The sequence below is a fragment of the Sedimenticola hydrogenitrophicus genome (assembly GCF_029017505.1).
Lineage (GTDB): Bacteria > Pseudomonadota > Gammaproteobacteria > Chromatiales > Chromatiaceae > Sedimenticola > Sedimenticola hydrogenitrophicus_A.
This window is the reverse complement of the sequence record NZ_JAQGEI010000015.1, coordinates 1-21,980: the sequence shown is the minus strand read 5'-3', so window position 1 is coordinate 21,980 and position 21,980 is coordinate 1. Positions and strand designations below refer to the sequence as shown.

Annotated in this window: 20 protein-coding genes; 14 read left to right on the top strand and 6 right to left on the bottom strand. The window is 64.1% G+C overall.

What is annotated here, in order from left to right; genetic code table 11:
* Positions 1 to 61 precede the first annotated feature (61 nt).
* From O9K64_RS11125 to O9K64_RS11100, 6 genes are all read right to left on the bottom strand, one after another.
* Positions 62 to 1,813: a putative bifunctional diguanylate cyclase/phosphodiesterase gene (locus O9K64_RS11125; protein ID WP_275098139.1), complete on the bottom strand. Its 1,752-nt coding sequence runs from the start codon at positions 1,811 to 1,813 to the stop codon at positions 62 to 64.
* Between the two features lie 381 nt (positions 1,814 to 2,194).
* Positions 2,195 to 2,872, bottom strand: coding sequence for a NapC/NirT family cytochrome c (locus tag O9K64_RS11120; protein ID WP_275098138.1), 678 nt, complete (start codon positions 2,870 to 2,872; stop codon positions 2,195 to 2,197).
* Positions 2,853 to 4,178 (bottom strand): ethylbenzene dehydrogenase-related protein, encoded by a 1,326-nt coding sequence (locus tag O9K64_RS11115; RefSeq protein ID WP_275098137.1) that lies wholly within the window; start codon positions 4,176 to 4,178, stop codon positions 2,853 to 2,855. The genes O9K64_RS11120 and O9K64_RS11115 overlap by 20 nt, the downstream gene beginning before the upstream one ends.
* A gap of 154 nt (positions 4,179 to 4,332) precedes the next feature.
* Entirely contained in the window at positions 4,333 to 5,709 is a 1,377-nt protein-coding gene (locus O9K64_RS11110; protein ID WP_275098136.1) for a sigma-54-dependent transcriptional regulator, read from the bottom strand.
* Positions 5,710 to 5,900: 191 nt separating this feature from the next.
* On the bottom strand, positions 5,901 to 7,244 hold the full coding sequence (locus tag O9K64_RS11105) for a sensor histidine kinase (RefSeq protein ID WP_275098135.1): 1,344 nt from the start codon (positions 7,242 to 7,244) through the stop codon (positions 5,901 to 5,903).
* Between the two features lie 158 nt (positions 7,245 to 7,402).
* Positions 7,403 to 8,065: an ArsR/SmtB family transcription factor gene (locus tag O9K64_RS11100; protein WP_275098134.1), complete on the bottom strand. Its 663-nt coding sequence runs from the start codon at positions 8,063 to 8,065 to the stop codon at positions 7,403 to 7,405.
* Positions 8,066 to 8,158: 93 nt separating this feature from the next.
* Between O9K64_RS11100 and O9K64_RS11095 the strand changes: the two genes are divergently transcribed.
* From O9K64_RS11095 to O9K64_RS11030, 14 genes are all read left to right on the top strand, one after another.
* Complete coding sequence (locus tag O9K64_RS11095) at positions 8,159 to 9,001, top strand: sterol desaturase family protein (protein ID WP_275098133.1); 843 nt, start codon at positions 8,159 to 8,161, stop codon at positions 8,999 to 9,001.
* A gap of 69 nt (positions 9,002 to 9,070) precedes the next feature.
* On the top strand, positions 9,071 to 10,090 hold the full coding sequence (locus tag O9K64_RS11090) for a VTT domain-containing protein (RefSeq protein ID WP_275098132.1): 1,020 nt from the start codon (positions 9,071 to 9,073) through the stop codon (positions 10,088 to 10,090).
* 46 nt (positions 10,091 to 10,136) lie between these two features.
* Positions 10,137 to 10,493 carry a DsrE/DsrF/TusD sulfur relay family protein gene (locus O9K64_RS11085; protein WP_275098131.1) on the top strand — a complete coding sequence of 119 codons (357 nt, stop codon included), beginning with the start codon at positions 10,137 to 10,139 and terminating at the stop codon, positions 10,491 to 10,493.
* A gap of 315 nt (positions 10,494 to 10,808) precedes the next feature.
* Positions 10,809 to 13,121, top strand: a complete 2,313-nt coding sequence (locus tag O9K64_RS11080) for an efflux RND transporter permease subunit (protein WP_275098130.1) — start codon at positions 10,809 to 10,811, stop codon at positions 13,119 to 13,121.
* A gap of 13 nt (positions 13,122 to 13,134) precedes the next feature.
* Positions 13,135 to 13,935: an outer membrane lipoprotein-sorting protein gene (locus O9K64_RS11075; RefSeq protein WP_275098129.1), complete on the top strand. Its 801-nt coding sequence runs from the start codon at positions 13,135 to 13,137 to the stop codon at positions 13,933 to 13,935.
* 155 nt (positions 13,936 to 14,090) lie between these two features.
* Complete coding sequence (locus tag O9K64_RS11070; RefSeq protein WP_275098128.1) at positions 14,091 to 15,359, top strand: hypothetical protein; 1,269 nt, start codon at positions 14,091 to 14,093, stop codon at positions 15,357 to 15,359.
* A 262-nt stretch (positions 15,360 to 15,621) separates the two neighbouring features.
* Complete coding sequence (locus tag O9K64_RS11065) at positions 15,622 to 16,830, top strand: multiheme c-type cytochrome (RefSeq protein WP_275098127.1); 1,209 nt, start codon at positions 15,622 to 15,624, stop codon at positions 16,828 to 16,830.
* A 28-nt stretch (positions 16,831 to 16,858) separates the two neighbouring features.
* Positions 16,859 to 17,434, top strand: coding sequence for a hypothetical protein (locus O9K64_RS11060; protein ID WP_275098126.1), 576 nt, complete (start codon positions 16,859 to 16,861; stop codon positions 17,432 to 17,434).
* Positions 17,431 to 17,985: a peroxiredoxin family protein gene (locus O9K64_RS11055; protein WP_275098125.1), complete on the top strand. Its 555-nt coding sequence runs from the start codon at positions 17,431 to 17,433 to the stop codon at positions 17,983 to 17,985. Before O9K64_RS11060 ends, O9K64_RS11055 begins: the two co-directional genes overlap by 4 nt.
* Positions 17,982 to 19,154 (top strand): trans-sulfuration enzyme family protein, encoded by a 1,173-nt coding sequence (locus O9K64_RS11050; RefSeq protein WP_275098124.1) that lies wholly within the window; start codon positions 17,982 to 17,984, stop codon positions 19,152 to 19,154. The genes O9K64_RS11055 and O9K64_RS11050 overlap by 4 nt, the downstream gene beginning before the upstream one ends.
* A gap of 28 nt (positions 19,155 to 19,182) precedes the next feature.
* Positions 19,183 to 19,566 carry a carboxypeptidase-like regulatory domain-containing protein gene (locus O9K64_RS11045; RefSeq protein WP_275098123.1) on the top strand — a complete coding sequence of 128 codons (384 nt, stop codon included), beginning with the start codon at positions 19,183 to 19,185 and terminating at the stop codon, positions 19,564 to 19,566.
* Between the two features lie 267 nt (positions 19,567 to 19,833).
* On the top strand, positions 19,834 to 20,715 hold the full coding sequence (locus O9K64_RS11040) for an alpha/beta hydrolase (RefSeq protein WP_275098122.1): 882 nt from the start codon (positions 19,834 to 19,836) through the stop codon (positions 20,713 to 20,715).
* Between the two features lie 6 nt (positions 20,716 to 20,721).
* A complete protein-coding gene (locus tag O9K64_RS11035) occupies positions 20,722 to 21,369 on the top strand; it encodes a class I SAM-dependent methyltransferase (protein WP_275098121.1) in 648 nt (215 codons plus the stop codon).
* 331 nt (positions 21,370 to 21,700) lie between these two features.
* Positions 21,701 to 21,980: helix-turn-helix domain-containing protein (locus tag O9K64_RS11030; RefSeq protein WP_275098120.1), on the top strand; the 280-nt coding region annotated here is incomplete at its 3' end.

Sequence of the window (21,980 nt, the reverse complement as noted above, 5' to 3'; positions counted from 1 at the left end):
CCATCCGCCTTGATGATGCGGTTCGTTTTACTCACCGCATCCTACAGATTTTCCGCGGCCCTTACGACTCTTGCTCCAGCACCAGTATCCCCTTGTCGCACAGCGGGCTCGGCCTGCTCAGCAGATAGCCCTGGGCATAGTTGGCGCCGATCTCGTGCAGCTGGTTGTAGATGTCCTCATTCTCCACGAACTCGGCGATGGTCTGCTTGCCCATGATCTGGCCCATGTCGTTGATCGACTTGACCAGGGTCCAGTCGATGATATTGCGGTCGATATGGCGCACGAACATGCCGTCGATCTTGAGAAAATCCACCGGCAGGGTGCGCAGGTAGGCGAAGGAGGAGAGGCCGGTACCGAAGTCATCCAGGGAGAAACGGATGCCGGTCGCCTTCAGGGTCTGCATGAAATTGACCGCCGCATCCAGGTGGGCGATGGCCGCCGTCTCGGTCACCTCGAAACAGATCTTGCCCGGCGGGACCGCGGAATTCCCCAGGGTCTCCTGGATGAACCCCAACATCTCCTCATCGCCGATCGAGAGCCCGGAGAGGTTGATGGAGCAGAGCGACAGGGCCTGCAGCTGATCCGGATGGTCATCGAGCCAGCCGATGGTGTTGCGGATCACCCAGCGGTCGATCTGCGGTGACAAGTGGTAATGTTCCGCCGCCGGCAGAAACTCGCCCGGCGGGATGATCTGCCCGTCATCCCCCTCCATGCGCAGCAGGATCTCGTAGTGTTCCCCCTCGCTCTCCACCGGGTTGATTGGTTCGATGGTCTGGTAGTAGAGGTGGAAACGATTTTCGCCGAGGGCCTTGTTGATGCGGCTGATCCACTGGATCTCGGTGAGGCGCCGGGTCAGCTGGGCATCCTGGGCGTCACCTATGTGGATACGGTTTCTGCCCTGATCCTTGGCCACGTTGCAGGCGGTCTCGGCGGCGCTGAACAGGGCGGCCACGCTGTCGCTCTCACGGGTGACCGGCACCAGGCCGATACTGACACTCAGGTCATAACTGCCCGCCTCCCAGCGGAACACGAACTGTTTCATCTGCTGGTGCAGCTGCTGGATAATCTGCCGGCCGTCATCCAGACTGCAGTCGCTCAGGATCAGGCCGAACTGGTCACTGCCCAGGCGCGCCGCCAGATCGCCGCTACGCCGCTGTTGCGACAGCAGCCCCCCCACTTGCCGCAGCAGCTCATCCCCGGCGGTATGGCCGCAGGCGTCGTTGATGCGGTGGAAATGGTCGACATCGATAAAGCAGAAGACGTGCTGGCGCCCCTCCTGCCGGGCCGCTTCCAGGGAGTTTGCCAGGCGCAGTTCAAAGGCGTGGCGGTTGGCCAGTCCGGTCAGGATGTCGTGGCGTGACTGGTGAGAAAGCCGGGCGCTGAGGTGCTGCACCTCGATCGCGTCCTTCCGTGCCGCGGCGTCGCGCCGGCGTTCCTCACGATACAGTGCCTGCGCCTCCTCCAGCGCTGCCTTGAGATCCGCGACGGCGCAGGGTTTGGCGAGGAATTTGAACACATGCCCCTGATTGACGGCATCCATGGCGGTCTGCTGGTCGGAATCGCCGGTCAGCATGATGCGGATGGCATTGGGGTGGGCGATGGCCAGGCGTTTGAACAGCGTCACCCCGTCCATCTCCGGCATCCGCATGTCCGAAACCACCACCGCGTAGGGTTCGTCGCCGGCCGCGTCGAACAGCGCCAGGGCCTCGGCACCGCTGGTGGCGGTGTCGATCGTGAACTGCCGGCCCAGGCCACGGCGGTAACCGGAGAGAATGAAGGGCTCGTCATCTACCAGCAGAATGCGTTCAGTCACTTGGTTCGGTCCCCTGGGTGGATCTCATCGGTTGTACCGTAGCTAGTACTAGCGGCAGTTCGGACGAATGATTTAACCGATTACTGGTTTTGGGCGAAAAACAATCCTGGCTCACCCGGATCGACGCTTGTCGACGGTCTGGCCGTTGGTGTGGAATTATAGGTGGGAATAGTTGCGGCGCCCCTGGCGGGGGCCTGATCGGCGCCGATTGTCCGATGGTTGGTGCGTGGCGGATTGCCAGGCGGTTTTGTCAGGTAGTTTGTAGCCTGTTTCGATGGCCTGCCTATAGACTTGCCGATATCGGAATATCCTTGATCAATCGTTGATTCTGTGCCGGTTCGGTCCAGTGGGCACAAAAGGCGTGCCCACCCCTCCACCAGACTAAGAGTCTCCTGTCTGCGCTACGCCCGACGACAGGCCCTTGCCCGGCTTGCCGTACTGGTCCACCGCCTGTTTGAAGGTGTCGGACAGCGGTACCTTTTTATGCACCAGGTTATAGTGGCAGGCGATGCAGGTCTTGCCCTCCTCGATGGCCGCCTTGTGCGCCCGCTGGCCACGTTTGCGTTTGGGTTGCACCGCTTCCCAGACATGACACTCGCGGCAGTTCTTGCTGTCGTTGTTGAGCATCTGCATGCGCACCTTCTCCGCCATCGCCGGACGCTTCTCCTCGAACACCTCGGGCCGGCTCCAGTCGTGGGAGTATTCGCCGATCAGATCCTCGGTACCCATGATATGGTCCCACACCGCCGGCCAGAAGCGCTTGGAGACGTGGCAGTCGCCGCACTGGGGGCGCACCCCGCTGGCGGTGTTGTAGTGTTTCGACTGCTTGAACTCCTCATAGACGTAGGCCCCCATGGAGTGGCAGGAGATACAGAACTCGGTGGATGAGGCGCGGACGTTCAGCTCCTCCGCCACCACGAACGATAGGCTCAGCACGGCGGCAACCACAACGCCGGCCAGCAGGCCGTTCAGCGGCTTCTCGAAAAAGTCGTGGAGGGCGCGCCACAGGGCGCGCCCCCGTCCCTCCTTTTTCGCCGGATCATTTGATCTCGACGGCATTGATCTCTCCCTCTCCGTTGCCCAGCCCCAGCTTCATCGGGAAGCTCACATAGTGGAAGCGAGCGGTCACGTGGTCGTCATGTACCGCCAGCCCGATGGGGTAGCTCTGGCCCGGTTTCATGGCCACATCGTCCGCCGCGTTGCCGGTATCCAGTTTGCGTTTCCACACCAGGGTCCACTTGCCGCCGGCATGGCTGCCGTGCACGTCGTTGTTGTCGCCGGCGCTGCCTTCGACCTTGCCGGTAACCACCCGGCGTACCAGCACGTCACCGTTCTTCCAGGCGTAGCCGGGATCGTAGGCGACCTTGTTGGTATCACCCAGGTAGAAGCCGGGTGTCGCCTGCTTCAGGTCGGCCGTGGTCAGGTGCGGCTTGCCGCCGTTGCCGGCCGGGTCGAACATGTACCTGGGCTGGTTGGTCTGCTTGTCCCAGTTGTCGGAGAACATCTTCTTGCCGGCGTCGAACAGGCGGTACTCGGCGACGAAACCGTCATCGGCCATGCCCACCGGGTTGGAGCGGTGCGCACGCCACTGCCAGAGATCCAGGAACCCGCCGCTGTTGCGCAGCGAGGCGATCTCTTCCCTGGACTTGGTGTTGTTCCAGCCGCCGGTCCGGTCGGACGCGGTGCGGGAGTTGAGCAGGTATTTACGGATGTCATGCTTCTTCAACCCCCCCTTGCCCAGCACCGGGTGGGTCTCCACCGCCTCCTTGTCGGGGTGGTCGGGCATGAAGCGCATGTCGTTGTGGCAGGTGGCCCAGCAGCCGACCTGATTGAACTCCGGCACCCCCCTGCCATCGCCCAGCATGACGGTGAAGCGGTCCTCGTAGATCGGCGGCTCCACGCCCGCGGCGACCTTCCCGCTCACCCGGTGGCTGCCGGTTTTCTCCCACTTGCCGTCCCTGTAGACGATGTAGTCGTGATACTGGCCGGCCTCCCTGGCCGCCCACACCGCCTTCAGGTAGAGGTACTCCTGGTCGAAGGCGGCCTGGACCTTCACCTTGAGCGAACCGGCCTTGCCGGGGATGGGTGTCGGTTCCAGCTTCTCGCCGCTGACGATGAGGTTACCGATATCGGCCTCCTCCTCGGCGTGGCAGTCGAGACAGGTCTTGCCGGCGCGGGTTTCGGTGGCGCCGGGGCCGTGCTTTTCATTCACGATCCACTCATAGGACGACTGGCCGGGATAGAACAGCGTGAGCTCGGTACTCGGAATCGATGACCAGTCGACGGATTGCAGATCGGTGGCGACCGCGGAGCCGCTGGCCAGCAGGGCGCCGATCAGGGTGGTCAGGGTTCTGGTTTTGTTCATTTACTCTCCTCCAAGAGTGCGATAGGCACGGTAGAGGCGTTACAAACCCCGTGCCAAACCGGAGAAAAGCGGGAAAAGCGCATAAAAACAACAACTAACGGAGGGTAATAAAAAGGCGCCCGGACCGGTGACTGTTACGATCCGATAACAGTTGTTACGACCCGGAGACAAGCCCCCAGCGGTTCATGCGCACATAGAGGTTCTGGCGCGCCAGGCCGCTGATACGCGCCGCCTCGGAGACATTACCGCCGGTCGCCTGCAGCAGGCGGGTGAGATAGTCGCGTTCGAATTCGCCCCGGGCCTCCTCGTAGGAGCCCAGCGCCTGGAGCGGGAAGCGCCCGTTCGGGGTGGGCTCCAGGGCCTGCAGATCGGCCGGGGTGATCAGGCCGTCGGCGGCCAGCGCCACCACCCGTTCCAGGGTGTGCTGCAGCTCGCGCACATTGCCCGGCCAGGGGTGGCCTTCCAGCAGCCGGATCACCTCGGGGGTGAGCGGGCCGACCGATTTGCCGAACTTGGCGTTGAAGTGGTCGAGAAAGTGCGCGGCCAGCGGCAGGATATCCTCGCGCCGCTCGCGCAGGGGCGGCAGCCGCAACGCCACCACGTTGAGGCGGTAGAACAGGTCCTCGCGGAAGGCCCCCTCGCCCACCGCATCGGCCAGCGACCGGTTGCTGGCGCAGATCAGGTGGAAGTCGCTGCTCAGCAGGCGGGTGCTGCCGAGCCGGGTGAAGCGGCGCTCCTGCAGCACCCGCAGCATCCCGCTCTGCAGCTTGGGGCTCATGTCGGCCACCTCATCCAGGAACAGGCTGCCGCCGTCAGCCTCCTCGAAGTAACCGGCGGTGGCACGGGCCGCGCCGGTGAAGGCCCCCTTCTCGTAGCCGAACAGGGTGCTCTCCAGCAGCGGTTCCGGCAGGGCGCCGCAGTTGACCCCGAGAAACGGTCCGTCCCGTCGTCCACTGTGGACATGCAGCAGCCGCGCCACCAGCTCCTTGCCGGTACCGCTTTCACCCTCCAGCAATACGGTGGTGTCCAGTGGCGCCACCTGGACGATCAACGCCAACAGGCGTTCGATGGCGGGCGAGTTGCCGATCAGCTGGGGTTCATCCCGCTGCTGGCCGAGGCGTTCGCGCAGGCTGCTGATCTCCCGGTAGGCCTGGTCCAGCTCCAGCGCCTTCTCGATCACCGCCTCCAGCTCCTCCAGGTTTTCGAACGGTTTGGTCAGGTAGTCGAACACCCCCTCGCGCACCGCTTTGACCGCATCGCGCACGTCGGCGAAGCCGGTAATCAGGATACTCTGCTGTCGGGGTCGTTCTTTCAGCATGCGGCGCAACAGATCAAGACCCCGGGCATCCGGCAGTCGCTGATCCATGATCACCAGGTTGTAGTCACCCTGGCGAAACAGCCGCTCCGCCTCGCTGCCGCTGGAGGCGAGCTGGACCTGTGCACCGCCCTTGCGGAACAGCCCCTCGATCAGGCTGCGGGTATAGGGTTCGTCGTCGACCACCAGGATGCGACGCTGGTTTTTCTCAGGCATGGGTTTTCTCAACTCAAGGTTTGGAGTTCAGTTGCCGGAGTTCAGTTTCAGGCGCCGGGTGGGCCACCCCCTTTCCGGGACACGCTGTGAATACGTCCCTGTAAGCTCGCGTCGGCATCCCTGCCTCCGACGGTCCCGGAAAGGGGATAGCCCGCCCTGAACGACGCCTTGTGAACTCCGAAATTGAGTTCTCAGGCATTGGCCGGCTCCGTCTCGCCGGGTATATCCAGGGTGAAGCAGGCGCCGCCCCCGGCCAGGTTATGCACCTCCACCGTGCCGCCGTGCAGCGCCAGGATGTGCCGTACCACCGACAGGCCAAGACCCACGCCGCCCTCGCGGGTGGTGAAAAAGGGGGTGAACAGCTGTTCCCGGTGTGCCTCGTCGATCCCGGGGCCCTGGTCCGACACGCTCAGGGACCAGTACTTCTCCCGTTCATCCAGTTGAACATGAATCGGCGCCTCGGCGCCACCGGCATGCCGGGCATTGGTCAGCAGATTGAACAGCGCATGGCGCAGCAGCACGGGGTCGGCGGTGACCGGTGCCGTCTCCGGCAGTTCCAGCCGTACCTGCGGATTTCCCGGCGTGCTCTGGCGGAACAGCGCCACCGTCCCCTCGACCAACTGGCGCAGGTCAACCGGTTGCCGCTCGAAATGGGACAGGCGGTTAAACTCCAGCATGCGCTGCACGAAGCCGCGGCAGTGGCTGCCGGCCTGCTGGATCTCGCACAGGATCTCGCGGGTGCGGACGGGATCGTCGGCCTCGCGCTCGGCCAGCTGGGCCAGGTTCATCACCCCTACCAGGGGATCATTGATCTGGTGGGCGATCTCACCGACCAGCTGTCCCACGGCCGACAGTTTCTCCATCTGCACGATCTGTTCATGCTCGCTGCTGAGCCGCGACAGCGCGCTTTCGGCACGCTGCTGGCGCCTCAGGACGGAGCGGAACAGGGCGAACAGCGCCACGTACAGCAACACCCCGCCGAGGGTGATCACCAGCCACTGCAGCACGATGGCCCGGCGGATCTGAAAATTGAGCGGCCGCGCGGAACGGTACAGGGCCAGCACCGCGTCTATCGGCGGGGCGCCGACGCGCGCTATGCGGATCGGCATGTAGAACTCCACCACCGGCATGGCATTGGGATCACCCGCTTCGCCGGGCAGCTCCTTCTCGGTGTAGAACACCACGCCGATGTCGCCGGCCGCCGCGGCCTGGAACTCCCGGTTTCTCTTTGCCTGGGTACCGATGAACCGGGTGTCGTCCGACCAGACCACTTCACCGCTTTTATCGTACAGTTTCAGCCGCACCGCATCGGCCAGCCGGGTCAGGGGCGCGAAGCGGCGGGCGGGTTCGATATCGTTTTCCTGGGCCGCCAGCGCCTGTACATAGTCGCGGATGATCAGGGACTCCCGTTCGATGATCGCCTGGTGCAGAAAACCCGACAGGGTGATCCCGGTGCCGGTCACCATGAGGGCGATCATCAGCAGACTGAGCAGGGTGAACAGCCTGGAGGGTGAGCTGAGGTTGCGATGCAGCATTGTTGATCCGGTCGCTGACTAGATGGATAAGGTACCAGCTCATGGCCTACTCAGGCGAGAAATTCGGGGCTTGTTGATCTGATCATTTCATACGCATTCCATTTCATTGCATCCAGGCTACCGCGCTCCGGGGGTATCCTGGTTGAAGCAATGTTCCCTCAGGCCCGCTCCACCGGCAGGCCCTCCATGCGCCACTCCGGCAGTCCCCCCTCCAGGCGCCGGGCATTCATACCTTGCTGGCGCAGCCGGGACACCGCCTCGAACGCCAGCACGCAATGGGGACCGCGACAGTAGGCGACAACCTCCCGGGAGGGGGGGAGTTCATCCAGGTGTTTTTCCAGATCCTTCAGTGGAATATTGATCGCCCCCGGCAGATGTCCGGCGGCGTACTCCTCCGGCGGCCGTACATCCAGCACCGTCACCAGCCCCGCGCGGGCGCGCTCCAGCAGTTGGTTTGCGGGGATCGGTTCCAGGCTGTCCTTGACCTTGAGGTAGTCGTCGACCAGCCGGTTGACGTCGGCCAGGTGACGTTCGGCGACCCCCCTCAGAGAGCTGAGCAGGGCCGATACGTCCGGGCCACTCAGTCGGTAAAAGACCTTTTGCCCCTCCTTGCGGCTGGAGACCAGCCCCGTCTGTCGAAGTTGCTGCAGATGCTGAGAGGTGTTGGCCACGCTGAGACCGGAAACCTGGGCCAGGGCATCGACACTGCGCTCCCCCTGATCCAGGAACTCTAACAGCTCCAACCGGTAACCATTGCCTAATGCCTTGGCGATACGCGCAAACTGACTGAACAGATCGTGTTTGAAATTGGCGGTTGACATGGCTCGGTCCTTGGTATTCAATTATTCAAGTAATCTATTGAATAGCAGATCAATCAAAATTATAACAGATGAGGCAGCGGAGGAAAGTGGCAAATGAACTGGCATGACTGGATTCTCGCCAACGAGGTTGGCATACGGCTGAGTTTCTTCTTCGGCATCTTTGCCGCCGTAGCGCTCTGGGAGGTGCTGGTGCCGCGCCGTGCCCTCATGCTCTCCCGGGGAGTCCGCTGGACCAGCAACCTGGGACTGGTGGTGCTCAACAGCGTGGTGCTGCGGCTGCTGTTTCCGGCCGCGGCTGTGGGCGTCGCCGCCCTGGCCGAACAACGCGGCTGGGGGCTGCTCAATCTGTACCGGCTGCCCGATCTGTTCACGGTGGTCATCGCCGTGGTGGCACTGGATTTCGTGATCTGGCTGCAGCACGTGATGGTGCACGCCATCCCCCTGCTCTGGCGCCTGCACCGGGTGCACCACGCCGACCTCGACTATGACCTCACCACCGGGGCGCGCTTTCATCCCCTGGAGATCATCCTCTCCATGCTGATCAAGTTCGCCGCCATCCTGGTGCTGGGACCGCCGGTGCTGGCGGTGGTGATCTTCGAGGTGCTGCTCAACGCCACCGCCATGTTCAACCACGGTAACATCCGCATCCCGGAGCGGATCGACCGGGTGCTGCGGCTGTTCGTGGTCACCCCTGACATGCACCGGGTGCACCACTCGGTGCACGCCCCGCTGACCAACTCCAACTTCGGTTTCAACCTGCCCTGGTGGGACCGGCTGTTCGGCACCTACGTGGCGCAGCCGCCGGAGGGCCATGTGGCGATGGAGATCGGCCTGGCCGATCTTCGCGACCCGAAGCAGGTGGACCGGCTCCCCGGCATGCTGATGCTGCCGTTTGTCCGCCAGCTGGGCGAATACACCATCAACCGACGCTGGTAGATGGATACCGAAAAATCAGTCCCACCTATTGACGCCGCCGGGCCAGCCCGCGGTCGCGGGAAGAGCAGTATGAAACAGCAATTCACACGTCTGGCATTGTTCCTTTTGTTGGCGGCGGGTATCGCCCTGGCCATCCTCTACCGGGACCGCTTCAACACCGCCGCCCTGGAGCAGTGGGTCGGCGGGGCGGGGGCTGCCGCGCCGCTGCTGTTCATGGCGATCTATGCCATTGCCACGGTGTTGTTTCTGCCTGGTTCCATGCTGACCCTGGCCGGCGGCGCCCTGTTCGGGCCGGTGGTGGGCACCTTCGTGAACCTCACCGGCGCCACCCTGGGGGCGCTGCTGGCGTTCCTGCTGTCGCGCCACCTGGCCTCGCACTGGGTGGAACACAAGGCCGCGGGCCGGCTCGGGCAACTCAAGGCGGGCGTCGAGCAGGAGGGTTGGCGCTTTGTCGCCTTCGTGCGCCTGGTGCCGCTGTTCCCATTCAATCTGCTCAACTATGCCCTGGGTCTCACCCGTATCCGCCTGCTCCACTACCTGGTCGCCACCTACCTGTGCATGCTGCCGGGCGCCCTGGCCTACACCTGGCTGGGCTACGCCGGGCGCGAGGCGCTGGCCGGTGGCGAGGGGTTGATCCAGAAGGGCCTGATGGCGCTGGCGCTGCTGGCCATCGTGGCCTTTCTGCCGCGGATTATCGGCCGCCTGCGGCAGGGTCCGACCCTGGGCATCAACGAATTGAACGACCGCCTGGAGAAGGGCGAACCGCTGCTGTTGCTGGATGTGCGCAGCGAGGCCGACTACCGGGGCGAGATGGGCCACATCGCCGGCTCCCGCAATATCCCATTAGAAGCGCTGGAAGCGCGTCTGACCGAGCTTGCCGATTACCAGGAACAGCCGGTCGCGCTGATCTGCACCACCGATCGGCGCTCCAAAAAGGCCGCCCAAATCCTTGCCGGCGAGGGTTTTGCCGAGGTGCATGTGGTGGCTGGTGGCATGGCCGAGTGGCACAAGGCGGCGTTGCCGGTACATACCGCTGCGCCGATGCAAAGCACGGCACCGTCGCAAAGCACGGCTCAGGCAACCGAATAATCCAGGGAATTCCGATGATGCCCCTTTTATTACCGGAGATTTACAAATGAAGATTCTGATCATACTCAATGACCCACCCTACGGCACCGAGCGCAGTTTCAATGGCCTGCGCCTGGCCAAGGCGCTATTTGGAACGGGGGCCAGCAAGGAGGCCGAGGTCTCGATCTTCCTGATGGCCGATGCCGTGGCCTGCGCCAAGGCGGGGCAGAAGGTTCCCCAGGGCTACTACAACCTGGAGCTGATGGTGCAATCGGTGGCCCGCCAGGGCGAGGTGCTGTTGTGCGGGACCTGCATGGACGCCCGCGGCCTGAGCGACGGGGAGATCATCGAAGGGGCCCGCCGCGGCACCATGGCGGAGCTGGCGGAGCGCACCCTGGCCGCCGACAGGACGCTGGTGTTTTGAAGGGTGAAATTTGATTATCAACGTAACTACTCGCTTGGTCTGTGAGTGATAGGCCTGCCTTGTTGGCCGATCTTGATGGCACTTACCTAAGCCAAGAACCACCGTCATCCCGGCGCAGGCCGGAATGACGGAAATCCTGCAATTCGCCTTAAGTAAGCGCCATTGGGCCGGATTCGAGGAAACAAGCCATCGTGTGAGGCCGTTCCTGGGCATCCCTGCCCCCGCGGCATTAGTGAATCCGTTCACGTCGCCGGCAAGGCAGGCCAATCACCTCGTGAGTAGTTACTCATCAACAATAATTACCGGGAGTACGAGATGCTTAAACGGCTCATCTGGTTATCGATGGACTTTCCAAAGGCCACCATCGGTCTTGTTTTGCTGGCGACCCTTCTCTTTGGTATCCAGTTTCCGAAGATCCACATCGACACGGATCCCGAGAACATGCTGCCCGTCGATCAGGCCGACCGGGTGCTCTACAACCGCGCCAAGCAGGACTTCGGCATCAACGACCTGATCGTGCTCGGCATCACCGACGAGGCGGGGATGTTCCGGCCCGACCCGCTGGCCCGGGTGGCGCGGGTGGTGGATCGGCTGCTGGGGCTCAAGGGGGTGATCACCGCGGATGTGATCAGCCTCACTACCAGCGACGACGTGCGCTCAAAGGGCGGGCTGCTGGAGGTGCGCCCGCTGATGCAGGCGGTCCCGGATGACGCGGCGGAGATCGCGGCGCTACGCGCCGCCATCGCCGACAATCCGCTGTTCAGCGACAAGTTGGCCTCCGCCGACGGTACCGCACTGGCGGTCTACATCCCGATCGAGCGCAAGGACCAGGCGGCGCGCATCGGCGGTGAGCTGCGCGCCATCCTGGATGAGGAACTCGACTCACAACAGGACTACCATCTGGCGGGGCTACCGATCGCCGAGGACAGCTTCGGCATTGAGATGTTCAGCCAGATGGCTATCGTCTCGCCGGCCAGTGGCGGCGTGTTGTTCCTGCTGCTGTGGTTTGTCTTCCGCAAGTTCACCCTGGTGCTGCCGGTGATGGGCGTGGCCATGCTCACCGTGGTCTGGGGCATGGGGCTGCTGATCGGCATGGGCTACACGGTGCATATCATGTCCAGCATGATCCCGGTGTTCCTGATGCCCATCGCCGTGCTCGACTCGGTCCATATCCTGAGTGACTTCTACGACCGCTATCCGCGCCTCGGGGACCGGCGCGCGGCCCTGCGCGAGAGCATCGAGGAGCTCTACACCCCGATGCTCTACACCTCCCTGACCTCGGCCGCCGGCTTTGCCTCGCTGTTGCTGGCCGACATCCCGCCGGTACAGGTGTTCGGCGCCTTCGTCGCCATCGGTATCCTGGCCGCCCTGCTGCTTACCCTCACCCTGGTCCCCGCCTCGATCATGCTGATCAAGGAGGAGCGCCTGCAGAGGGCCATCGGCGCCCTGGACCACGAGGGCGGGCGTCTCGGCGCAGTGCTGCGCGGCTTCGGTGGTTTCGCCTTCGGCCGCGCCGTGCCGGTGGCGCTGATCTCCGCCCTGGTGCTGGGCCTGGGCTTCTGGGGGGTGTCGCGTACCGTGGTCAACGACAACCCGGTGGCCTGGTTCCCCGAGAGTCACGATATCCGCATTGCCGACCGGGTGATGAACCGCCAGTTCGGCGGCACCTACATGGCCTACCTGCTGATCCAGGGCGATGCCGAGGGCGCCATGAAGCGGCCCGAGGTGATGCGCTACATCGAGAAACTGCAGCGGGTGCTGGAGTCCGATCCCGAGGTGGGCAAGACCTCCTCCCTGGCGGATGTCATCAAGCAGGTGAACTATGTGGTTCACGATGCCGATCCGCAGTCCCGGCAACTCCCGGGCGAGACCGACGAACTGGCCCAGTACCTGTTCCTGTACGAGACCGCCGGGGATGCCGGGGACCTGGACAACTTTGTCGATTATGACTACCGCACCGCCAACATCTGGGTACAGATGCGCGCCGGCGACAACCGGGAGATGGCGCGGGTGGTGGCGCTGATAGACGACCAGCTGCGCGTGGAGCCGCCACCGCCGGGTATCCAGGTGGAGTGGTCGGGCCTCACCTATATCAACAAGGTGTGGCAGGACGAGATGGTGGTGGGGATGATGAACGCGGTGCTGGGGGGCTTCCTGGCGGTATTCGCCATGATGCTGCTGCTGTTCCGCTCCCCAGTGCTGGCGCTGCTCTCCATGCTGCCGCTGGTCTTCGCCATCACCCTCTCCTATGGCCTGGCCGCCTTCGTGGGCAAGGAGTACGACATGCCCATGGCGGTCTGCTCGGCCCTGACCCTGGGGCTCTCCATCGATTTCGCCATCCACTTCATCCAGCGTTACCGGCTCAATCTGTCGCGCCTCGGCGGGGATCTGGCGGCAACCAACGGCGTGGTGTTCGGCGAGACCGCCCGTGCCATCGCGCGCAACGCCTGGGTGATTGCCGTGGGCTTCTCGCCGATGATGTTCTCGCCGCTCGGCCCCTACAAGACGGTGGGGGTGTTCTTCGCCCTGCTGATGCTGTTTTCCGGCCTCACCGCCCTGGGGCTGTTGCCGGGACTGTTGAAACTGACCCACGGCCGGCTCTGGCGGCAGCAGCCGGCGACCGCCTGAAGGAGATATCGTGATGAAATTTCTTAGCTCATTCCTGGCGCTGATCCTGACCTTGGCCCTCGTTTCGGCGGCCAGCGTACAGGCGCAACCCGGCGCCGACGACATCATCGCCCGCTCCCTGGAAACCTTCTACTACTCCGGAGACGACCAGCGTACCCGGGCCACCATGCGGCTGGTCAATCCCCAGGGCAAGGAGCGCCGGCGGGTAATGACCCTGCTGCGCAAGGACCTGGGCGGCGCGGGCGAGCAGCGCTACTACATCTACTTTCACGAACCGGCCGACGTGAAGGGCACCACCTTCATGGTGTGGAAATACCCGGCCCGGGAGGATGACCGCTGGATCTTCATCCCGGCCATCAAGCTGGTCAGACGCATCGCCGCCGATGACAAGCGCTCCTCCTTCGTCGGCTCGGACTTCACCTACGAGGACGTCTCGGGCCGCGAGGTAGGCGACGAGAGCCACAGTCTGCTGGATGAGACGGATCTGGATGGCCGGCCGGTCTACCGGATCGAGAGCGTGCCGAAGGCCAAGGCGGACTACGTGCGCCGCCTCTCCTGGGTCGACCGGGAGCGCTGGCTGCCGCTCAAGGAGGAGTACTACGACGGCCGCGGCGAGCTGCTGCGCACCTTCACCGCCGACGCGGTGCGCGAGGTGGACGGCCACTGGACCGTCACCCAGCGTACCATGCGTGACGCCCAGAGCGGCCACCACACCGAGGTGGTGTATGACGAGATAAACTACGGCGTCGGGCTTAACGATGACCTGTTCAGCGAGCGCTATCTGCAACGCCCACCACGGCAGTGGATACGATGAGCCGGGAATGCAAACATCTGGTCAACCACCCTGGAATAGTCCGGAAGTGGGTGTGTTACCCCCGGCAGAGGGACGCCGTAAACCCATCCCTGGGGGCTCGCTGCGGCCATCCATGGCCGCAGACGCCCTCTGCCGGGGGTAACGCGCCCACATGCGTGGTTAGCCCGGCACTTACCAGGCAAACGCCATCCATCCTTCACTTCGCCCTGGCGGGTGTCCTGGCCTGGGGCGCGGGGCTTCCCGCCGGCGCGGCGGAGGCGCCCCCCCTGGAGATACCTGAAATCCACGGCTTCCTTCAGGCCCACGGGGCGGCGCGCCTCGGTGGCGTGGACTGTGATCCGGGAACCGCCTGCGACTTGCCCTTCAATGAGCAGCGCCTGCAACTCAAGGCGGAAGGCGGCGGTTTTGCAGGGGCGCTGGGCTATGCCGGCAAGATCGACCTGTTGCACGACGCCGCACTGGGCGAATCAGAGGCGGATGTCCGTGAGCTGTACGCCGACTACAATGCTGATCGCTACAGTGTCCGCGCTGGCCGTCAGGTGGTCACCTGGGGGGTGGCGGACCTGCTGTTCATCAACGACACCTTCCCCAAGGACTGGACGGCCTTCTACGGCGGCCTGCCGCTGGAGTATCTGAAACGCGGCAGCGACGCGATGCGCCTCGACCTGTTCCCGGACTTTGCCGATGTGCAACTGGTGCTGGCCGACTTTCGCCCGGACCGCCTGCCGGACCGGGAGCGTTTCGTCCTCCCGGGCCAGGCGATCCAGGCCGAGCTGGACGAGCCGTCGGGGCTGGAGGTCGGGTTGCGGGTCTCGCGCTACGTCGGCAGTTGGGACGGGGCGTTGTATCTCTCCCGCACCCACTACCGCGCCCCGGCGTTACGCCAAGTGGGAGCCGGGTGGCAAGGCGGGTTTCCGCGCCTCAACGCCGTCGGCGCGAGCCTCTCGGGTCCGCTGGGCAGCGGCGTGCTCAGCCTGGAGGCAGGCTATTACGACTCGGTCGATGATCGTGACGGCAACGATCCCGCTATCGGGAACAGCCAGACGCGGCTGCTGGCCGGCTACAGCCGCCAGATCGGCGCCGACACCACCCTCGGGGTGCAGGGCTATGTGGAGTGGATGCACGACCACGCCGCCTACCGGCGCACCCTGCCGGCGGGGCAGCCCGAACGCGACGAGCTGCGCGGCGTGGCGACCCTGCGCCTCACCCGGTTCCAGATGCACCAGACCCTGCGCCTGAGCCTGTTCGCCTTCTGGGGCATCAGCGAGGGGGACGGCTACCTCATCCCATCCGCCCGCTACGCCTTCAGCGACGCCCTGTGGGGCGAGGTCGGGGCGAACCTGGTGGTGGGCGATCGCAGCGGCCAGTTCGGCGTTCTGGGGGATAACGACAACGTCTACATGACCCTGCGTTATGCCTTTTGAGGAATTCGTGGGTTACGCAGCGCCCAATAGATGTAGGGTGTTGCGGCCCAGCGCTCCCGTAGGGTGGGTTAGGCGCGCCGTGCGCCGGGGATGGCCGTTGGCATTGGACCGTACGCGCGCCGTAACCCACCGTTTGGTGGTCGAGAATTCGGTGGGTTACGCGGCGCCCAAGCGTTATCGTGGTCTGGAAGTTCTGTGTCTGTGCGCCGCTAACCCACCCTACGATGGCTGAGTTATACCTTTTGATGAATCGGAAAATTTCATGAAGCGAAAGACCATCATCCTCGGCGCTGTCCTGTTGGCGCTGGCCGCCTTCCTGGGCTGGCGCTTCGTGCGCCCGCTGAACATCTTCGTGGTCGCTCCCGCCTTCGAGCGGCCCGTGGATACCAGCGCGGCGCCCGCCGTGCTTGGTGACCTCAAGGCGGAGAGCTGCGGCGAATGCCATGCGGCATTTTATGAGGAGTGGCGCACCAGCATGCACAGCCAGGCGTGGACCGACCCCTATTTCCAGGCGGACTGGCAATTCGACGGCAGCCAGCAGGTCTGCAAGAACTGCCACACCCCCCTGGACCGGCAGCAGGAGCATCGGGTGCTCGGTTTTCGCGATGAGGAAAAGTGGGACCCGATCCTGGCGCCGAATCCGGATTTTGACCCTGGCCTGCAACACCAGGGTGTCACCTGCGCCGCCTGCCACCTGCGCGAGGGACAGATTCTCGGCCCGTACGGCAGCGAAAGCGATGCCCACCCGGTGCGGCAAATCAGCAGCGGCAACCAGGTGTGCATACAATGTCATCTGGTGGGTGGCGAGCGTTGGGACACCTTCTTCCGCTTTCCGCCCTGTGGCACGGTCGCCGAAATCCGTACCGGCGGGGGCGAGCCGTCGACCTACACCGGGGATCTGGAACAGGTCGATCCGGCCACCCTGGGCTGCGTCGAGTGCCACATGCCGGCGGTGGAGCGTCCGCTGGTGGCCGGCGGCGAGCCGAGGCTGACGCGGCAGCATGTGTGGCGCGGCGGCCATGATCCGGAGATGGTGCGCAAGGCCGTGGAGGTCGGCTTCGAACGGATGAGCGGCAAATCGGACCGCTACCGCCTGACCATCACCAACGTCGGCGCTGCCCACTATGTGCCCACCGGCACCCCGGACCGGCATTTCGTCCTCAGCGTGCGGCTGCTGGACCAGGATGGCGCGGTACTGGCCGAGGAGGAGAAAGTACTGAAACGGACGGTCATGTGGCGGCCGTTCATTGTCGATCTCTGGGACACCCGGCTGCCGCCGGGGCGTCCGCGCAGCGAGGAGTTCAAATTTAGCGGCGCGGCACTCGACCGCGCCTGGACCGCCGAGGCGGTGGTGCGCTATGGGCTGGTTGAGGAGGCGCGGCTCAAACGCATCGGTTACCAGAGCGAGGAGCCCACCACCTACGAGATATACCGCAAGCGCCTGCCCCTCGGCGACCCGCGGGCGGGCTGATCGCAGCGCGGCCGCAAGGGAGAATTCTATGGCGAACCACGCTATTGGCGCTGTGCTCGGACTGCTCCTGTTCGGCGCCTCCGCGCAAGCCGGCGTCGAGCACGCCCGCGATCCGGAGACGGGCCTGGAGAGCTGGTCCTGGCGGGTTGGCGGCGCCTCGTTCAGCTTCAACCAGCGCCTGCCGGACCAGTCCCGCGCCTATTTTCAGGGTCGGGGGTTCCGGCCCGGGGAGGCGGAAGCCGTGGCCCTGGCCTGCGTCTTCCAGGCCGTCGTCCGCAACGACGCCGACGCCCCCATTGAGTTGGACTTGTCCGGCTGGCGGGTGATGCCGGCGCGGGGGAGCCCCCGGCCGTTGCGGCTGGAGGCCGACTGGCAACAGGAGTGGCAACGGCTGGAGGTAGCCCAACCGGCCCGTGTCGCCTTTCGCTGGTCGCTGTTTCCGACCCGGCAGCGCTTTCAACCCGGTGACTGGAACATGGGCATGGTGACCTTCAACCTCGAGCCGGGCGCCAGCTTTGATCTTGAAGTCGACTGGCGGCAAGCCAACACAGCGCGGCATCTGCGTTTTGCGGGGATGCGGTGCGCCCCTGATCGTCAATTATGAAAGGAGAGAACCTGATGCGCCGCCTGCTGCTTGCCGTACTGCTGCTGCCGCTCACCGCCACGGCGGCGCAGACCCTGACCCCGGTCGAGGCGCGGCCGATGGCCCCTGACTTCACCCTGCAGGACCTGGACGGCAACGCTGTTCGCCTCGCCGATCTGCGCGGCCGGCCGGTCATCGTCAACTTCTGGGCCACCTGGTGCCCGCCCTGCCGCGAGGAGATGCCCTCCATGCAGCGCGCCTGGGAGCGGCTGCAACCCGAAGGGGTGGCGCTGCTGGCTGTCAATGTCGGTGAGGATGTGGATAGCGTGTTCCAGTTTACCGGCAGCTACCCGGTGGAGTTCCCCATTCTGTTCGATAGCGACGGCTCGGTCAGCGGCGCCTGGCCGATCCGGGGCCTGCCTACCACCTTCGTGGTGGATCCGCAGGGACGCATCGTCTACCGCGCCATCGGCGGGCGCGAGTGGGACGATCCGGCATTGCTGCAACCGGTACTCGAACTGCGCAACATGAACACTACTTTCGATAGACCACTCTCAGGGAGCGACCGATGACCGAAACAAAAGCACAACAACTCGCCACCCGCTGTGTCCACGCCGGCGAACTGGCCGATAGTCATGGCAGTCCGCACACCCCGATTTACGCAACGACAACCTTCAAGTTCGCCAATACCGCGGCGCTGCTCGACGTGGTGGAGGGGCGCCAGGCGGGCAGTCTCTACACCCGCTACGGGCTGAACCCCACCATCCAGGCGCTGGAGGCGAAACTGGCCAGCCTGGAGGGGGCGGAAGCGGCCTTTGCCTTCGCCTCCGGCATGGCGGCGGAGGCGGCCCTGTTCCTGGCCCATGGCCGGCAAGGGATCGTCTGTATCGGCGACGCCTACGGCGGCACCCTGGAGCTGATCGCCGAGCAGTTGCCGCTGCTGGGCATCCCGACCCACCTGATCCTCGGCTCCGAACTGGATCGCCTGGACGGGCTGCTGGCGGCGGGTGCGCGCCTGGTGTTCCTGGAGACACCCACCAATCCGGCCCTGGAGCTGTTCGATATCGCCGCGATCGCGGAACAGGTGCACGCCCACGGCGCCCTGCTGGCGGTGGACAATACCTTCGCCTCACCGGTCAACCAGCAGCCGCTGGCGCTGGGCGCCGATTTCGCGGTGCACAGCGCCACCAAGTACCTGGGCGGTCACAGCGACCTCACCGCCGGTGCGCTGATGGCGTCGAAGGCGCTGCTCGATCCGATCTGGGGCTGGCGCAAGAACCTGGGCTCGATGCCGGCGCCGGAGACCTGCAGCCAGTTGGCCCGCAGCCTGCGCACCCTGGTGGTGCGGGTGCGCCAGCAGAACGCCACGGCCCAGGCCATCGCCGACGCCATGACGCGCCACCCGCGCATTCGCCGCGTGCTCTACCCCGGTCTGGGCGATTTCCCCGGCCACGAACTCGCCGCCCGCCAGATGAGCGGCTTTGGCGGCATGCTCACCCTTGAGATCGATGCCGACACGGCCGGAACGGCTGCGGTGGTGGACCGGCTCAAGCTGTTCTCCATTGCCGCCAGCCTGGGCGGGGTGGAGAGCCTGGTGACCCAGCCGGTGACCACCACTCACCACGGCCTGAGCGAGGATGAACGCGCGCGCCGCGGCATCAGCGGTGCCATGGTGCGCCTCTCGGTGGGGCTGGAGGATGCCGGCGACCTGATCGCCGACCTGCAACAGGCGCTGGATTAAATGATGACCGACAGCCGGAGAGACCCGCATGATGGATAGGACAAAAAAACGGTTCGGGTTGGGTTGCCACGGCACCTGGGCGGCGCTGCTGTTGGTGTTTGCGCCACTCCACGCCGCCACCCTGTCCGGGGTCGTGGCGGAGGAGGGGGATCGCCTGGCGAAGGTGGAGATCATCCTGGTCGACTCGGACAGCCGGGTCACCCTGGGCAGCGTCTACACCGGAGCCGATGGCCGCTTCCGCTTCACAGTCGAGCGCGGCAGCTTCGATCTCGGGGCGTTCAAGTCCGGCTATGTCAACCGCTGGACCCGGGGGATCGGCGTTGGCGCCGACGATGTGGCGATCGAGGTTCAACTGGTGAACGAGGCCTTCGCGGAGGATCAGTCCGGGAGTGCGGACGATGATTGTGATTGACCCGGTAATGCGGTGGCGACAGGACAGGGGTCGGAGTCAAATTTGATCAAGGAAACGGGACATTTCATACAACAATGTCCAGCAAATTTGACTCCGACCCCTATAGGATTGTCACAAAGCCCGAATCGCTGATTTTGTAGGGTGGATAAGCATCAGCGCATCCACCATGAATCGGATGGCGGTGGATGCGCAAGCTTATCCACCCTACAAGTACTGCGAACTCCGAAACTTTGAGTTGATAAAAAAACAGACCAGAGAGGTAAACACGTGACCCGTTATATTCTTCTGATAGCCGTACTGTTTCTTGCTCAGGCCCAGGCCGCGGAGGTGACCCTGAGCGACGCCGGCCTGACCCTGAATGCCCGTCTTGAAAAGACCGAAAACTGGCCCGCCGGACCGGTGATCCTCATCACCCACGGTACGCTGTCGCACAACCAGAGCGAAATCATCACCGCCCTGCAGACGCTGTTTCAGGAAAACGGCCTGAGTTCCCTGGCGATCAACCTGGGCCTGGGCCTGAATGACCGGCAGGGTCCCTACGAGTGCGCCACACCCCACGCCCACAAGCATGCGGATGCGGTCACCGAGATCGGGCTCTGGCTGGAGTGGCTGAAACGCCAAGGGGCGCAACAGGTGGTGCTGCTGGGCCACTCCCGGGGCGGCAACCAGACTGCCTGGTTTGCCGCCGGACAGGGCGACCCGGTGGTCAAAAAGGTGATCCTGGTCGCGCCGCAGACCTGGAGTCCGGAATACGCCGCCGAGGAGTATGAAAAGCGTTACGCCAAGCCGTTGGCGCCGGTGCTGGCGTCGGCCCAGGCCCTGGTCTCCGCCGGCCAGTCGAAGATGCCGATGGAGCAGACCGATTTCATCTACTGCAAGGGGACCAGCGTCACCGCCGAGGCCTTCGTCTCCTACTATGCCCCGGAGCCGCGCCAGGATACCCCTTACCTGCTGCCCGGGATCAGCCAGCCGGTGCTGGTGTTCGCCGGCACCGAGGATCAGGTGGTCAAGGGGCTGGACAAGACACTGGCCCCCATGGCGGAGGCCGGTACCATCGAACTGGAGGTGCTGGACGGCGCCGACCACTCCTTCCGTGACCTCTACGCCGAGGATTTGGTGGAGCGCGCCATCGAGTTCATCAACGAGTAACCGGCCATGCACAGCATCACCGATCCGGCGGCCTACGAGGCGTGGTATCACACCCCGCGCGGGCGCTGGATCGGTGACCGGGAGTTCACGCTGCTGGGTGACCTGCTGAACCCGGTCGTCGGCGCGTCACTCCTTGATGTGGGCTGCGGGACCGGCCACTTCAGCCGCCGGTTTGCCGGGCTGGGCCTGGAGGTCAGCGGTCTCGATCCGGACTCTCTGGCACTTGCCTACGCGGCGGGCGAGGACGGCGACATCACCTACCTGCGGGGTGACGGCCGGGCACTGCCGTTTGCCGATAACCAGTTCGACTACAGCAGCGCCGTCACCAGTCTCTGTTTCGTGGATGACCCGGTCGTCGCCCTGCGGGAGATGTGGCGGGTTACCCGCCATGCCGTGGTGCTCGGCCTGCTCAACCGGCACAGCTTGCTGTATCGGGAAAAACAGGGCCGGGGCGCTTACCGGGGTGCCCGCTGGGACAGCGCGAAAGCGATAAGAGAGGAGTGGATACCCCGGCTTACCCCCAGCCCCGTCGCGGTCAGTATGGGCAGCGCCATCTTCCTGCCACGGGGCGACCGCTTCGCCCGCATTGCCGAGACCTGGCTACCCCGGCAAATCCCCTGGGGTGGTTTTCTGGCGGTCTGTCTGAGGAGGTAATAGAGATGCGGCATAACGATAACGTCTAACATCACGGGCGGCTAAAGCATGAGGAAATCCCCGATACCGGGAGCTAAACCAACATGCAAAGAACCGAACGGGCGTAACCCACTAGACATCTGAGACTAGACCCTTAACTGTTACTCGGTTTGTGCTACGTATACGTAATGCTGTGTAGAGTCGTGCTTATTAATAGGACATACAAGCCTCCACCTAAGGGTCATATTATTCCAGTGGCCCTAGTCGTATTTGACTCCTGATTCTTATTGTACCTGACTGTTTTTAGGAATATTTCCCACCCATCGATTGATATATTGTGATGGGAAACCAGATGGAAACTGAGCACGGGCAAACTGCCGAAATCGTGAGACTGTTGCCGGGAAACAAGACGGCGCAGACATCAGAGAAAAAATGGGGTAAACAGGTGATGAAGCTAGGTTTTAGCATTATCCCCTCCCTGCTATTGAGGGCTCAACAGCGTTTGGGCCTGAATCCAACCCAGTTGGCGGTGCTGCTGCAACTTGCTGATTATTGGTGGGATGAAGAGCGAAAGCCTTATCCAAGCAAGAGAGCTTTAAGTGAACGGCTAGGGCTTGGGCCGCGCCAGATTC